The sequence below is a fragment of the Amycolatopsis sp. cmx-11-51 genome (assembly GCF_047608665.1).
GTDB lineage: Bacteria > Actinomycetota > Actinomycetes > Mycobacteriales > Pseudonocardiaceae > Amycolatopsis.
This window is the reverse complement of record NZ_JADNQO010000004.1, coordinates 127,396-140,589: the sequence shown is the minus strand read 5'-3', so window position 1 is coordinate 140,589 and position 13,194 is coordinate 127,396. Positions and strand designations below refer to the sequence as shown.

The following is a 13,194-nucleotide window of genomic DNA, read 5'->3' as shown; positions in this document are numbered from 1 at the left end:
TCGGTTTTCTTGGTGGGGATCAGTGGTCGTGCTCGTCGTCGAAGTCCGCGACGCCGCGCTTCCAATAGCCGGTCACGTCGTGGTCGTCTTTGCCGAGTCCGAGGTCGTTCTTGAGCCAGCGGCGCAGCGGTTTGATCTGCCCGGCCTCCCCGGCGACCCAGGCGTAGAGCCGTTCACCGGCGGGGACTTCGATCGTCCGCACCGCGCGGGCGAGCACGTCGGAGGCACCCGGCGCGACGTCGCCGCGGTGCAGCCAATGCACCTCGACGTCTTCGGGCGCGGACAGCTCGATCTCTTCGCTCGCGTCGGTCACCTCGATGAACGCCCAGCCCGTGGCGGTGCGAGGCAGTTCTTCGAGCCAGCGCGCGATCGCGGGCAGCGCGGTGAGGTCACCGACAAGCAGGTAGCGGTCGTAGGTATGCGGCACGATCAGCCCGCCGGGCGGGCCGGCGACGTGCACCGGGGTTCCAGGAGTCACCTTCTCCGCCCATCCGGACCCGAGTCCGCCGTCGTGCAGCGCGACGTCGAGATCGAGTTCGCCGGTGGCCGGGTCGTACCGGCGGACCGTGTACTCCCGCGACGTCGGCGACGGCTTCGGCCAGCGCAGCATGTCACCGTCCTGCACCGGCAGCTTCGGCTCGGCGTCGAGTTCCGGGAACATCAGCTTCACGTGTTCGTCGGGCGAATGTGCCTCGAACCCGGCCGTTCCGGGCCCGCCGAGGGTGACGCGGAGCAGTCCGGAGCCGATCCTCGCGGTGCGCACGACTTCGGCCGTCCGCACGCGGATCGGGTACGGCACCTTCTCCGCGTGCCGGCCGCCGCGGACCTCGGCAATGCGTTCGAGGTGGCGGTGGCGATGGTCGGCGCGGCTCACGCGGCGTTCCCGGTGAGGAGCTTCGTCCAGTGGCCGAGATTCGGCTGCTCGGCGAGGTCGGCGAATTCGAGGGTGTCCGCCCCGTCGGCACGCCACTGCTCGACCAGGCCCATGATCCGCATCGAGTCGAGCCCGAGGTCGGTGAGGTCGGTTTCCGGCTTCAGCTCGGCCACGTCGCAGCCGAGCAGTTCGGCGACGTCGGCGTGGATCTTCTCGGTGGAGAGGCTCATCACTGTGCTCCGGCGTGGATCGGGGCCAGCGCGGTGAGCGCGGCGGCGGTGGTGGTCAGGGCGCCGCAGCGCTGGGCGACGTATTCGCAGGCCTGGTCGTGGCGTTCGCGGGAGAAGTCCGCGACGGCGTCTCCGACCAGGAACGGCTGGACGTCGCGCATGAACGCCTCGACGGCGGTGGCCTGGCAGCCGATGTGCGCGTAGACGCCGGTGATCAGCAGCTGATCGCGGCCGGCCTCGGCGAGCTGTTCGGTGAACGTGCTGCGCTGGAACGCGCTGTAGCGCCACTTCGTCAGTACGGTGTCGCCTGGCTGTGGGGCGAGTTCGTCGACGACGTCGGCGGCACTCGGGTCGTCGTCGATGACCGCGCCGATGCCGTCACCCCAGAACTCGGTGAGCAGACCGCGGTCCTCGGCGGCCTGGCGTCCGGGCTGCGCGGTGTAGAACACCGGAACCCCCACCGCGCGGGCGGCTCCGGCGAGCGCGGCGATGTTCGCGACCATCTCCGGGACCGGCGATCCTTCGTACGGCGCGAGGAAGTACCGCTGCGCGTCGTGCACCAGCAGCGCGGCGCGGGCGGAGTCGGGTTTCCAGTCGACCCGTCCGGCGGGCAACTCGGCCTCCGTCGGCAGCGGATAGGGCCGGATCTCGGGCAGTGACACGACTTTCATCCCTCCTTCGCGAGGGCGGCCAGTGCCGCCCGCAGCTCGCGCTTGCTGGTCTTGCCGACGCCGGTCACCGGGAACTCCGGCACCACCTGGACCAGATCGGGCACCTTGAACGCCGCCACCCCGCGCTCGCGCACGAACCGGCGCAGCTCCGCCGCGACCGGTTCGGCCACCTCCGGATCGGGCACCGCGACGACGTAGGCGCAGGTGCGCTCGCCGAGGTACGGGTCCGGCACCGCGACGACGGCGGCGTCGAGCACGCCGGGGTGGGCCATCAGGTGGTTCTCGACCTCTTCCGCGGCCACCTTTTCGCCGCCGCGGTTGATCTGTTCCTTGGCCCGCCCGACCACTTCGAGGTGCCCGGACGGATGTTGCCGCACCAGGTCGCCGGTGCGGTAGAAGCCGTCTTCGGTGAACGCTGTCTTGTTGTGCTCGACGGCCCGGTAATAGCCGCGGATCGTGTACGGGCCGCGGGTCAGCAGCGCGCCGATCTCGCCCGGCGCGACCATGTCGTCCGAAGTGGACAGTGGATCGTCCGGGTTCACGACCCGGATCTCGTCATCCGGCGAGATCGGCCGCCCCTGCGTGGCGAGGACGTACTCGTCCGGATCGTCGAGCCGGGTGTAGCAGACCAGGCCCTCGGCCATGCCGAACACCTGCTGCAGGCGGCAGCCCAGCGCGGGTCCGATCTTCTCGGCCAGTTCGCGGGCGCATTTGGCGCCGCCGACCAGCAGGACGTCCAAAGTGGACAGATCGCGGGTGGTCCTCGCGGCCGCCTGTGCCCACGCGGCGGCCAGCGGTGGCACGAGCCCGGTGATCGTCACGCCCTCGGCCTCGATCAGCCGGAACGCGGTGTCGGCGTCCGGACGCGGCGCGAACACCGTGGCCGCGCCCGCGTGCAGCGCCCCGAGTACGCCGGGTGAGCTGAGCGGGAAGTTGTGCGCGGCCGGCAACGCGGCCAGGTACACGCTTTCCGGGCGCAGGCCACAGATCCGGGCGCTTTCGCGGACACTGTAGAGGTAGTCGTCGTGCGTGCGCGGGATCAGTTTGGGCAGCCCGGTGCTGCCGCCGGACAACTGGAGGAACGCGACGCCGGCGGGATCCGGATCGGGCAGTGCGCGCGGCTTCGTCGCCTCGAGCGCGGCGAACTCCTCCGTGCCGACGACGAAGACCTCCCGCACCGACGGGATTCCGGCCGCGACCGTACGCGCCATGGCCGCGTGGTCGAACCGTTCGTGCTCACCGACGGTCAGGATCGCCGCGGCCTCGCTCTGTTCGGCGAAGTGCCGCAGTTCGCTGGCCCGGTGCGCGGGCAACGCGAACACGGGCAGCGCGCCCACTCGCCAGAGTCCGAAGACGACGGACGCGAACTCCGGCACGTTCGGCAGTTGCACCACGACCCGGTCACCCGCCTGGATTCCGGCTCCGGCGAACCCGGCGGCGAGACGGTGTGCCCGCTCGTCGAGTTCGGCGAAGGTCCAGCGAGCGGTCTCGCCGATCACGGCGAGACGTTCGGCGTAGGCCTCGGCGAGGCTGGTCAGCAGCGCGCCGAAGGTCTGTCCCCGCCAGTGTCCCGAAGCCCGGTAACGCGCGGCGGTTTCGGGCGGCCAGGGCACCTGGTCCGGGTTCACGCGACTCCCTCCAGGCCGAGCGCCCGCAGCATGGTGCCGAACTTCGCGCCGGTCTCGGCGAGTTCGGCCTCCGGGTCGGAACCCGCCACCACTCCCGCGCCCGCGAACAGCCGAACGGTCCGGTCACGGACCTCCGCGCAGCGGATGGTGACGACCCATTCGCCGTCACCGTCCTGATCGGTCCAGCCGACGAGACCCGCGTAGTAGCCGCGATCCTCGGGTTCCAGCGCGGCGATGGTGTCGCGGGCGAGTCCGGTCGGGACGCCGCAGACGGCGGGCGTCGGATGCAGTGCTTCGGCCAGCGCGAGCGCGGACGAACCGGCGTCACCCGCGTCGGAGAGCCGTCCGGTGATCCGGGTCGAGAGGTGCCACATCGTGGGAGTGCCGATCACCTCGGGCTCGGCGGGAACGTCGAGGTCCACACAGAACCGGCCCAGCACCTCGGCCACCTGCGCGGCGACGTGGGCGTGTTCGGCACGGTCCTTTCCGGACGCCAGCAGGTCACCGATCCGGCGGGCGTTCTCGGCTTCGTCGGCGACCCGCGGCCGCGATCCGGCCAGCGGGTTGGCCGTCACGGTCCGCCCGCGACGGGAGACCAGCAGTTCCGGGCTCGCGCCGATGAGCGTGCGCGGCGCGGGATCCCCCGGCGCGCTGACGTCGACGGCGAAGGCGTGGGCCGCCGGGTCTGCGTGGACGAGGCGGGCCAGCAGCCGCGGCACGGCGATGGGGTCGCCACCGGTGACGTCGAGGCAGCGGGCCAGCACGATCTTGCGCAGGTCGCCGTCGCGGATCTCGTCCAGCGCCTTGGCGACGGCAGTGGTGTAGACCTCGGGCGCCGGCCGGGGCGACACGGACCAGCTCCCGCCACCGAGCGGGGCCACCGGCCTGCCTGCTCCCGGCGCGCCCGCGCGGCGCACCACGGCGGGTACCACCAGGCTGCTCGGGGCGTCGGGGCGGAACCCGATCGCCCCGGCCACCACGGGGTCGGTCACTCCGGCCACGAGGGCGGCGTCGAGGACTTCGGCGGCGGCGCGGGCCCGCCGCCCAGGCGCCGCGTGCACCGGGGAGTACACGCCGTCGGCGAGCAGTGATCCTCGAGCCGACGAGTAGTAGAACGATCCAGGCAGGTACGCCGCCAGCAGATCGGCCGCCTGGTGGACCGGCCTTGGCCGGGCCGGTGCGGATGAGGACACGACAGGATTCCCTTTCGCAAATACTACTGATCAGGCGGACAATCTTCGGTTAGCCTAACCTAATCAGACCACCGCGAAAAGTCTTCGTTGCCGCATCGAGATCACGCGCGGAGCGTGGCACCCCCGTCGACATAGAGGTTTTGCATGGTGATATGCCGCGCGCGATCGGAAGCCAGAAACAACACGGCGTCGGCGATATCGGCGGGCTCGGCGATCCTGCCCAGCGGTATGCCGACCCGGTATTGCTCCGGATTTCCCGCGATGACACGGTCCGCGCCGTTTTCGTCCGTCCACAGTAGACGTTGCATATCGGTGTCGGTCGAACCGGGCGAGACGATGTTGCAGCGGATGCCGGAGCCCGCCAGTTCGAGACCGAGACAGCGGGTCAGCATCGTCGCCGCGGCCTTCGAAGCGGCATAGGCGGCCATCCCGGTCCTCGGGACACCCGCGGCGTTCGACCCGACCGTCACCAGCACACCACTCCGGCGCGGCAGCATCCGGCGGGAGATCTCACGGAGCACGGTGAAGACGCCGGTGGAGTTGACGGCGAAGGTCGCCGCCCAGTCCTCGTCGCTCGTCTCGCAGACGGAACCCGGCTTCAGCACGCCCGCGACGGACGCCCCGATCCCGATCGGCCCGAGTCCGCTTTCGACCTCGTCGACCACCCGCGCCACGGCCGCGGGATCCCCCACGTCCGCGACGAACGAGGTCACCCCGTCCAGGGAAGGCCCGTCCGTCAGGTCCACCGCCGCCACGATCGCGCCCGCCTCGGCGAGCCCGTCCACGACGGCCGCTCCGATCCCGCGCGCGCCTCCGGTCACGAGCGCGACCTTGCCCTCGATCCCTTCCACGCCACAACCACCCCACGTCCCACTAGTTAGCCTTGCCTAAGCTAGCTGGCGGATCCGGACAAAGCGAGGGACCGACACCGGTGATTAGGGACACTTCTAACGAGGCACAGGGCAGGACAGCGGGCCGCGGTCGGTTTCCCCGCTCCGCAAAGTGATCACCGCGGTACCGCCGAGGGAGTCCCTGACGGTGCACGCGATCTGGTCGACGGCCCCCGTCGACAGCCCGGCGACCTCGGCCGACAGGGTCACCGTGGCCTCGTCCGGCCCCGCCGCCTGGTCGAGAACCCTGGTCCCGAGCGGGACCTCGCTGGTGTAGCGCCGTTCCCGTTCGGTCTCGTCCGGTCCCGCGGCGAGCAGTTCGATCGTGCGTGCCGGGGGCAGTTCCTCGTCCAGCCGACGTTGAACCCGCACCAGCTCCCCACCGGACAGGAAGTAGAGCACCGTCCCGTGATCGGGCTGCCCGGGGGCGTCGCTGGACGGGCCAACCGGAGCGGGCCCACCGGGGATCACGCCACTGGGCCGGACACCGCAGCCGGCCACCGCCAGCGCGACCAGGGGCAGCGCGAGCCAGTCCCGCCTCACGCCGTCACCACCCGCCGGGGCAGGCGCAGGGTGAACACCGCACCGCCGTCCGTGCCGTTCGCGGCGACCAGGGTCCCGCCATGCAGACGGGCGTTCTCCCAGGCGATCGCGAGCCCCAGCCCACTCCCGCCGGACCGCGCCCGTGCCGGATCCGCCTTGTAGAACCGGTCGAACACGTGCGGCAGCACCTCGGGCGCCAGGCCGGGGCCGCGGTCCGAGACCTCCAGCGTGATCCACTCCCCCGCTTCGGAGAGCCGGAGCGAAACGGGCTTTTCCCCGTGCCGCACCGCGTTCCCGACCAGATTCGCCACGATGACGTCCAGCCGCCTCGGTTTTAGCCCGGCGAAGATCCCGGCAGGCAGGTCCTTCTCCACCTCGGCGGACCAGCCTCGAACGCGCAGGCTCGCCGTGATCACCTCCGCGACGTCGACCTCCTCCGGCATCAGGGTGGTCGCTCCGGCGTCGAACCGGGACACCTCGATGAGGTCGTTCACCAGCCGGGTCAGGTGGTGCGTCTCCTCGATACTCAGCCGCGCCGCACGGCCGGCGTCCCCCGGCAGGCGCGCCGCCTCCTGCTCCAGCACGTCCGCGACCGCGGTCATCGCGGCCAGCGGAGTGCGCAGTTCGTGGGAGACGTCGGCGACGAACCGGCGCGCGTCGGACTCCATCCGTTCCAGCTCACCGACGTGCCGTTCCAAGGCCTCGGCCGTCTCGTTGAACGTGCGCGCCACTCCGGCCAGTTCGTCCGAACCGCGGACGCTGATCCGCGCACGCAGGTCACCCTCCCCCAGCCGGTGCGCCGCGGCGCCCAGTTCCCGCACCGGCCGTAACACCCCGCGCGCGGGCAGCAGCGCCAGCCCGACGGCGAACACGAGGGCCACCCCGCCGATCATCCAGGCGCGGGTGGCGAGTTCTCCGATGCTCTGTTCCTCGGAAACCAGCAAGCGGGCGACGTAGGCCTCGATGCCCGAGTCCTGCCGCTTCCCGTCCGGGAGGGCGACGGTGAACCCGGTACCCACCACCAGCATCGGCGTCCCCTCGGAGACGACCCGTTGCCAGGCGACGGTTCCCGACTGGACCTGCGCCCGGAGTTCCGGCGAGATCAGCGCTCGCATCTGCTTGTTCCCGACCGCCCTGTCCGCGTAGAGGACCAGGGAACTCAGGTCACGGTCCGCCAGTTCGCCGCTGATCCGGCCCAGCGTCCCGTCGCCCGGCGGCAGCGTGCCGAGCGGATACAGGGCGGTGGCCTTGTCGACGAGGACGCGGGCGGTGGCGTCCTGCGTCTGCTGGAGGATCAAGGTGCGGGACAGGACATAAGGTGCCACCGGCGACCGTCGCCGCGGTGATCACGACCAGCAGGCTGAACGCCACCAGGAGACGGGTGCGCAGACCCCAGAGCTTCACAGTGGCCCGAACCGGTACCCGAACCCCCGGACCGTCTGCACGTACACCGGGGCGGACGAGTCGTCCTCGATCTTCGCCCGCAGCCGCTGAACGCAGGCGTCGACGACCCGGGAGTCACCGAAATAGGCGTCCGCGCACGTGGCCGCGATCGGCTTCTGACAAGCGGCATCGACGGTGGACGACATGAAGGAAATCGTTCTCGCCGTGGTCACCCGCGTCCTCGCGACGATGCTGCTGATCCCGGCGTGGCTGCGGTCCCCCGGCCACGCCCGGCGGCTCGCCTGCGGATGGGCGCTGTCGCTGCGTTTCCCCGCCGAAGACCTCGCCGGGCTCACCGGCGGCACCCTCGACGCGTTCACCGCCGCCAGGACCGAGGCGTTCTGGCGGCACCGCACGCTGCTCGGCCTCACCTCGGGGCACCGCGACGCCGCCGAGCAGCATCGCCTGTACGTCGACGAGGTCGCCAAGACGGAGGCGGCGCGCAAGCGGGTCCTGCCAGCGAAGGACTCGGCGCACGTCCGGGGTATCGCGCTGGACGTCCGGCCGCGAAGGCGCGCAGTGGCTGGAGGACCACGGCGCCCGCTTCGCGCTTTACCGGACGTACGACAACGAATGGTGGCATTTCGAGTACTGGCCCGGGATTCCGCCCGCGCGGCTGCCGCACCCCGGCTGGCGGATGGGGGTCACCCGGTGACGGTGACGTGGGGAGCCAGCGCCGCCAGGAAGTCGGCCGCGTCGAAGATCTTCCCCGCCGAGACGACCCCGGTCGCCTTGGTCCGCCCGTCGAGCACCCGTTGGACGGCCTCCACCACCAACGGCGCCGTGATCGCGTAGATGTCCCGCCCCTGAGCGACGATCCGCCGTTCCTCCCCACCGGAACGCACCACGACGTCGACCACGAACGTCTGTGAGGACGGGCCGTCCGCGGGAGGCGCCGGCGTCTCGGGCGTCACCACCTCACTGGCCGCGTTCACCGTCATGTACGTGGTCACTTCGGGGATGGCGAGGTGACTCGGGACGGTGACGACGTCGGCCATCGTGAACTCGCCGAGCACCGCCCTAGTCCCGAACGGCGCGGGAAAGTCCCAGTCCAGTGCCGGCAGCGCGTCTTCGCGATGTTCGATCCGGCCGCCGGAAAACCGGATCCGCTTCCCGTTCCGCCGCTCCCGCGAGACCTTGCCCGCCGCTCGGGTCCCGTCCGTCGGGTGCCAGCTGCTCAGCCCGTAGGCGATGTGCGCTTCGTCGGCCGCCGTCCAGTCGCCCATCGCGGCGGTGACCAGAAGGTCGCCGAGGCCGCCGAAGAACGCCATCGCCGGGATCACGGTCGCTCCCGCGGCACGGTCGCCGAACTGCGCGAAGGTGTCGATGTTCGCTTCGATCTCCGCGGCCACGTCCAGGTACGGGATGCCCGCCCGCAGCGCCGCTTCGACCACCGGGGCGGCGGTGTCGGCGAACGGCCCGGCGGCGTTGATCACCGCGTCCGCGTCCGCGAAGGCACGGTCGAGCGAGGCCGGGTCGTCGACCGAAGCTCGGCGGATCTCGAGATCGGGCCGGGACAGACCACGCAGTTTGGCCTCGTCACGACCGACCGCCACGACACCGAAGCCCCGCTCACGCAACTCCGCCACCACGAACCGGCCGGTGTGCCCGTAGGCCCCGAATACCGCGACACTGAACCCCGTACCCATGATTTCTCCTGCCCTCGACCGATCCACTGTGGACCACTCTGCCGACGGGAACCGGCCGACGACAGTGTCCGGAACGCCATCATGCGTACACTTTCGGACATGAGTACGGTCGCCCTCGCCGCCACGGACGGGATGCTGCAGTTCGAGCTGGCCATCGCCAACGAGGTCTTCGGCTCGAGCCTGCCGGGATTCACCGGCTCCTGGTACGAACTCACCGTCTGCGGTCCGGCCGCGGTGAAGGTCGGCCGGTTCCTCCTCGAACCGGACCACGATCTCGGCCATCTCGCGCGCGCCGACACCGTCATCGTTCCCGGCTGGGCCGACGTCGACGTCGCTCCGCCCGCCGACCTCGTCGACGCCGTACGCGCCGCCCACGAGGCGGGCGCACGGGTGGCGTCCCTGTGCACTGGCGCTTTCGTACTGGCGGCCGCCGGTCTCCTCGACGGCAGCCGCGCGACGACGCACTGGGCGCACACCGACGTGCTCGCCGCCCGCCATCCCCTGGTGGAGGTCGAGCCGGACGTCCTCTACGTCGACAACGGCAGTGTCCTCACCTCGGCGGGCAAAGCCGCCGCGATGGACCTGTGCCTGCATCTGGTCCGCTCCGACCACGGCTCGGCGGTCGCGAACACCGTCGCGCGCAGGCTGGTCGTGCCACCGCACCGCGCGGGCGGGCAGGCCCAGTTCGTCACCGCCCCGGTGCCCGAACAGGACGAGCATCCGCTCGGCGGCCTGCTCCCCTGGGCGACCGAACGGCTGGACCGGCCGCTCACCGTGGAAGATCTCGCCCGGCACGCCAACATGAGTTCGCGCAACCTCGCCCGGCATTTCCGGTCGGCGACCGGGACGACGCCGTTGCGCTGGCTGCTGAACCAGCGCATCCGTCGCGCGCAGGAACTACTGGAGCGGACCGACGACAGCGTCGACCTCATCGCGGAGGCCACCGGGATGGGCACCGCCACGACACTGCGACGGCATTTCAACCGGACCGTCGGAGTGCCGCCGGACAGCTACCGCCGCACCTTCCGTGCTCGGACGACTGGCGGAGCCGCGCCGTGACCAGGTCCGCGGACCGACTAGCTCAAGGCCTTGCCCAGCCGCCGAAGTCCTTCCGCGATCGTCTCGGGCGCGTGCGTGGCGAACGAGAGCCGCAACGCCGACCGGTCCGGCTCCCCCACCTGGAACGCCGAGCCGGGCACGAAGGCGACGTCGTGGCGCAGCGCCTCGGGAAGCAGCAGGTCGGTGTCCGTGCCGCTGGGAAGGATGACCCAGACGAACATCCCGCCGTCCGGATCGGTCCAGGTCGTTCCGGACGGGGTGATCGCGGGTAGTTCGGCCAGCATGACGTCGCGGCGCACACGATAGGTCTCGCACAGCCTCCGCACATGCGCGTCGAGATCCGCGGTGGCCAGGTACTCGGCCGCCGCGGCCTGGTCGATGGTCGAGGTGTGCAGATCGCTCGCCTGCTTGAGGATCGCGACCCGGCGCAGGAGCTCCCTCGGCGCCCGGAGCCAGCCCAGCCGCATGCCCGGGGCGATCACCTTCGAGAAGCTGCCGAGGTAGATCGCGCGCTCGGCGAGTTCCGGCCGGGCCGACATCGGTTCTTCGCGTTCACCGCGATACCGCAGTTCGTGGTACGGATCGTCCTCGACGAGCCAGAACCCGTGGCGCGCGATCACTTCCGCGAGCGCGCGGCGTCGCGCGGGACCGACCGTGCGACCGGACGGATTCGAGAACGTCGGAACGACGTACAGCAGCGAAGGCCGTTCCCTGGCCGCGATCTCGTCCAGCACGGCCGGGTCGATCCCTTCCGAGTCGCCGGGAACGGGCACGATCCGTGCCTCGGCGAGTTGGAAGCACTGCAGTGCGGACAGGTACACCGGTTCTTCCACCAGCACGGTGGCGCCGGGATCGAGCAACGCGGTGCTCAGCAACTGCAGGCCCTGCTGGGAACCGGTGGTCACGAGCAGATCGTCCACAGTGGTCGCCAGGGCGCGACCGGTCAGCCGCGCCGCGAGCAGTTCCCGCAGACGCGGATTCCCTTCGGTGGGCGAGTACTGCAGCGCGCGGCGGGCGGGCTCCTCGGCGAGCGCGCGATCGAAGGCGGTGCGGAGACCGTCCACATCGAACAGTTCCGGCGCGGGCATGCCGCCGGCGAAGGAGATCACGCCCGGGCGGGCGGTGAGCGCGAGCAGGTCACGCACGGGGGAACTGGTGACGCCGTCCATACGACGGGCGAGGGGAAGAGACATGGAAGCTCCTCGGGAGAACGTGCGGCTCAGTGTGCGGCCACCGGGGATCGTCCCGTGCGCAAGCAACCGCCGTCAGGATATCAGTCGACGCCTGCCATAGGCTCGGTCTTGTGCCGATCGTGGAAATCACTTATGCGCCCCGCCTTTCCGAAGCCAAGCTGCGCGAACTGGGCTCGGTTCTGCCGCACCTCGTGTCCGTCGCGGTGGAGTGTCCCGAGGAGCCCTACGACGGCGATCTGCAGCCGGGCGACGTCGAGCTGCGCTTCCGCCAGCCGGGCCCCTTCGACCGTTTCGGGCTCGATTTGCTGATCGAGGTCAAGTCCAAATGGTTCCCGAGCCGGGCGGGCAATCGCCAGGAGCGGGTGGACCTGCTGCGCACGAGTATCGAGTCCGCGACCGGGATCGACGATGTCGGCGTGTACCTCTCACTGCCTGTCGCCGCTTGGTCGCAATCGGACTAGCGCTCCCCGAACACGAGCCGCCGGACGAACGGGCTCCGGAACTTGCCGTCCGGGTCCAGTTCGGTGGCCAGCGCCCCGTCCGCGGTGACCAGTTCCAGACCGGACACGGCCGACGCGAGACTCTGGTTGCGCCATCCGGAGCCGTGGGTCGCCGTCGCGACGGTGCCCGCCACCGTGCAATGCGGCAGCGAAGCGAGGTTGGCCAGCGCGAACCCGGCCGCGTGCACCTGGACGGCGACGTCGCCATAACGGGCCGCCGCCGGCACCGAGAACGTCGCGGACTCCGCGTCGAGTACGGCCTCGGCGTCGAGCGCGGTCAGGTCGAGCTGGACGCCGCCCGGACAGTCCGCGATGTCGTTGAAGCAGTGCCTGCTGCCGAGTGCCTTGACGGCGGTCGCTTCGGCGACGCCTCCTGAACCTGTTCGACCGTGCGAGGGCGAAGTATCCGTTCCGCGGTGAAGGTCTGATTTCCCGCCCAGTTCGTCTCGCGCACCCTGCCCAGACTAGCTCGTCGCCGGCCTTGTCTCGCTGCCCCTGATTCCACTCAGTGAGAGAATGCCCGGATGTCCGGGAATCTTTCCACGCCGGGCGCCAGCGTCACGTCGCGGGCGTTCGCGCTGCTCGGCGCCTTCGACGTCGACCACCGGGAGCTGCCGCTGACCGCACTCGCGAACCGCGCGGACCTGCCGCTGCCCACCGCGCACCGGCTCGCCCGCGAACTCGTGGGACTGGGCGCGCTGGAGCGACGCGAGGATCGCTACGCCGTCGGCAGGCTGCTTTGGGATCTCGGCCTGCTCGCCCCCGTCCAGTTCGAACTGCGGCAGGTCGCGGCCCCCTTCCTGCAGGATCTCTACGGCGCGACCGGGGCGACCGTGCACCTCGGCGAGCGCGACGGTGGCCAGGTGCTCTACCTCGACCGGCTTTCCGGGAACGCGTCGGTGCCGGTGGTCAGCCGGATCGGCGGGCGGCTGCCGCTGCACGCCACCGGGGTCGGGAAGGTCCTGCTGGCGTGGGCTCCGGAGGATGTCCAGCGGCAGGTGCTCGCCTCGCTGACCCGCGTCACGCCGTACACCATCACGCAGCCCGGACGGCTGCGCGAGCAGTTGCGGCGCGTCCGCCGGGAGGGTTACGCGCAGACCGTCGAGGAGATGAGCCGAGGCGCCTGCTCGGTCGCCGTCCCGATCCGGCCGTCCGCCACCGGGAACGTCGTGGCGGCACTCGGCCTGGTCGTCCCGGATCTAAGCCGCGGCAGGGCACGGCTGGTCTCCGCACTGCAGGTGGCGGCCGCCGGAATCGGCCGAAGCCTGCGAGTTTCACTGAGTGAAAGCAAACGCTAGGAGTTCGCCTGCCTCGCGACCAG

Annotated in this window: 13 protein-coding genes and 3 pseudogenes; 4 read left to right on the top strand and 12 right to left on the bottom strand. The window is 70.9% G+C overall.

Features of this window, described 5'->3' with window-relative positions:
- Nucleotides 1-19 precede the first annotated feature (19 nt).
- From ACM6LU_RS17190 to ACM6LU_RS17150, 9 genes and pseudogenes are all read right to left on the bottom strand, one after another.
- On the bottom strand, nt 20-874 hold the full coding sequence (locus tag ACM6LU_RS17190; RefSeq protein ID WP_414938711.1) for a siderophore-interacting protein: 855 nt from the start codon (nt 872-874) through the stop codon (nt 20-22).
- Nucleotides 871-1,104, bottom strand: a complete 234-nt coding sequence (locus ACM6LU_RS17185) for a phosphopantetheine-binding protein (protein ID WP_414938710.1) — start codon at nt 1,102-1,104, stop codon at nt 871-873. The genes ACM6LU_RS17190 and ACM6LU_RS17185 overlap by 4 nt, the downstream gene beginning before the upstream one ends.
- Complete coding sequence (locus ACM6LU_RS17180) at nt 1,104-1,775, bottom strand: isochorismatase family protein (protein WP_414938709.1); 672 nt, start codon at nt 1,773-1,775, stop codon at nt 1,104-1,106. Before ACM6LU_RS17180 ends, ACM6LU_RS17185 begins: the two co-directional genes overlap by 1 nt.
- Complete coding sequence (locus ACM6LU_RS17175) at nt 1,772-3,403, bottom strand: (2,3-dihydroxybenzoyl)adenylate synthase (protein WP_414938708.1); 1,632 nt, start codon at nt 3,401-3,403, stop codon at nt 1,772-1,774. The genes ACM6LU_RS17180 and ACM6LU_RS17175 overlap by 4 nt, the downstream gene beginning before the upstream one ends.
- On the bottom strand, nt 3,400-4,596 hold the full coding sequence (locus tag ACM6LU_RS17170) for an isochorismate synthase (protein ID WP_414938707.1): 1,197 nt from the start codon (nt 4,594-4,596) through the stop codon (nt 3,400-3,402). The genes ACM6LU_RS17175 and ACM6LU_RS17170 overlap by 4 nt, the downstream gene beginning before the upstream one ends.
- A gap of 101 nt (nt 4,597-4,697) precedes the next feature.
- Nucleotides 4,698-5,447 (bottom strand): 2,3-dihydro-2,3-dihydroxybenzoate dehydrogenase, encoded by a 750-nt coding sequence (dhbA, locus tag ACM6LU_RS17165; RefSeq protein WP_414938706.1) that lies wholly within the window; start codon nt 5,445-5,447, stop codon nt 4,698-4,700.
- Nucleotides 5,448-5,543: 96 nt separating this feature from the next.
- Nucleotides 5,544-6,029, bottom strand: a complete 486-nt coding sequence (locus ACM6LU_RS17160; RefSeq protein WP_414938705.1) for a GerMN domain-containing protein — start codon at nt 6,027-6,029, stop codon at nt 5,544-5,546.
- A pseudogene (locus ACM6LU_RS17155) lies at nt 6,026-7,433 on the bottom strand (ATP-binding protein). Before ACM6LU_RS17155 ends, ACM6LU_RS17160 begins: the two are co-directional and overlap by 4 nt.
- A pseudogene (locus ACM6LU_RS17150) lies at nt 7,430-7,558 on the bottom strand (winged helix-turn-helix domain-containing protein); the annotation flags it as partial. The pseudogenes ACM6LU_RS17155 and ACM6LU_RS17150, both read right to left, overlap by 4 nt.
- 58 nt (nt 7,559-7,616) lie before the next feature.
- On the opposite strand from ACM6LU_RS17150, the pseudogene ACM6LU_RS17145 reads away from it, so the two are divergent.
- A pseudogene (locus ACM6LU_RS17145) lies at nt 7,617-8,127 on the top strand (D-alanyl-D-alanine carboxypeptidase).
- Here ACM6LU_RS17145 and ACM6LU_RS17140 read toward each other — a convergent pair.
- Complete coding sequence (locus ACM6LU_RS17140; protein ID WP_414938704.1) at nt 8,117-9,121, bottom strand: saccharopine dehydrogenase family protein; 1,005 nt, start codon at nt 9,119-9,121, stop codon at nt 8,117-8,119. The pseudogene ACM6LU_RS17145 and the gene ACM6LU_RS17140 overlap by 11 nt on opposite strands.
- 99 nt (nt 9,122-9,220) lie before the next feature.
- On the opposite strand from ACM6LU_RS17140, the gene ACM6LU_RS17135 reads away from it, so the two are divergent.
- Nucleotides 9,221-10,180, top strand: coding sequence for a helix-turn-helix domain-containing protein (locus ACM6LU_RS17135; RefSeq protein ID WP_414938703.1), 960 nt, complete (start codon nt 9,221-9,223; stop codon nt 10,178-10,180).
- Between the two features lie 17 nt (nt 10,181-10,197).
- On the opposite strand, the gene ACM6LU_RS17130 is transcribed toward ACM6LU_RS17135, so the two are convergent.
- Nucleotides 10,198-11,373 carry a PLP-dependent aminotransferase family protein gene (locus ACM6LU_RS17130; RefSeq protein WP_414938702.1) on the bottom strand — a complete coding sequence of 392 codons (1,176 nt, stop codon included), beginning with the start codon at nt 11,371-11,373 and terminating at the stop codon, nt 10,198-10,200.
- Between the two features lie 110 nt (nt 11,374-11,483).
- On the opposite strand from ACM6LU_RS17130, the gene ACM6LU_RS17125 reads away from it, so the two are divergent.
- Complete coding sequence (locus ACM6LU_RS17125; protein WP_414938701.1) at nt 11,484-11,834, top strand: hypothetical protein; 351 nt, start codon at nt 11,484-11,486, stop codon at nt 11,832-11,834.
- Here ACM6LU_RS17125 and ACM6LU_RS17120 read toward each other — a convergent pair.
- Entirely contained in the window at nt 11,831-12,187 is a 357-nt protein-coding gene (locus tag ACM6LU_RS17120) for an FAD-binding protein (protein ID WP_414939144.1), read from the bottom strand. The genes ACM6LU_RS17125 and ACM6LU_RS17120 overlap by 4 nt on opposite strands.
- Before the next feature lie 210 nt (nt 12,188-12,397).
- Here ACM6LU_RS17120 and ACM6LU_RS17115 point away from each other — a divergent pair, with 210 nt between their 5' ends.
- Nucleotides 12,398-13,171: an IclR family transcriptional regulator gene (locus tag ACM6LU_RS17115; protein WP_414938700.1), complete on the top strand. Its 774-nt coding sequence runs from the start codon at nt 12,398-12,400 to the stop codon at nt 13,169-13,171.
- Nucleotides 13,172-13,194: the final 23 nt, after the last annotated feature.

Excerpts from the sequence above, each read along its gene's own strand:
- ACM6LU_RS17185 (WP_414938710.1), bottom strand. The coding sequence starts at position 1,104 with ATGAGCCTCTCCACCGAGAAGATCCACGCCGACGTCGCCGAACTGCTC.
- ACM6LU_RS17180 (WP_414938709.1), bottom strand. The coding sequence starts at position 1,775 with ATGAAAGTCGTGTCACTGCCCGAGATCCGGCCCTATCCGCTGCCGACG.
- ACM6LU_RS17140 (WP_414938704.1), bottom strand. The coding sequence starts at position 9,121 with ATGGGTACGGGGTTCAGTGTCGCGGTATTCGGGGCCTACGGGCACACC.
- ACM6LU_RS17135 (WP_414938703.1), top strand. The coding sequence starts at position 9,221 with ATGAGTACGGTCGCCCTCGCCGCCACGGACGGGATGCTGCAGTTCGAG.
- ACM6LU_RS17130 (WP_414938702.1), bottom strand. The coding sequence starts at position 11,373 with ATGTCTCTTCCCCTCGCCCGTCGTATGGACGGCGTCACCAGTTCCCCC.
- ACM6LU_RS17115 (WP_414938700.1), top strand. The coding sequence starts at position 12,398 with ATGTCCGGGAATCTTTCCACGCCGGGCGCCAGCGTCACGTCGCGGGCG.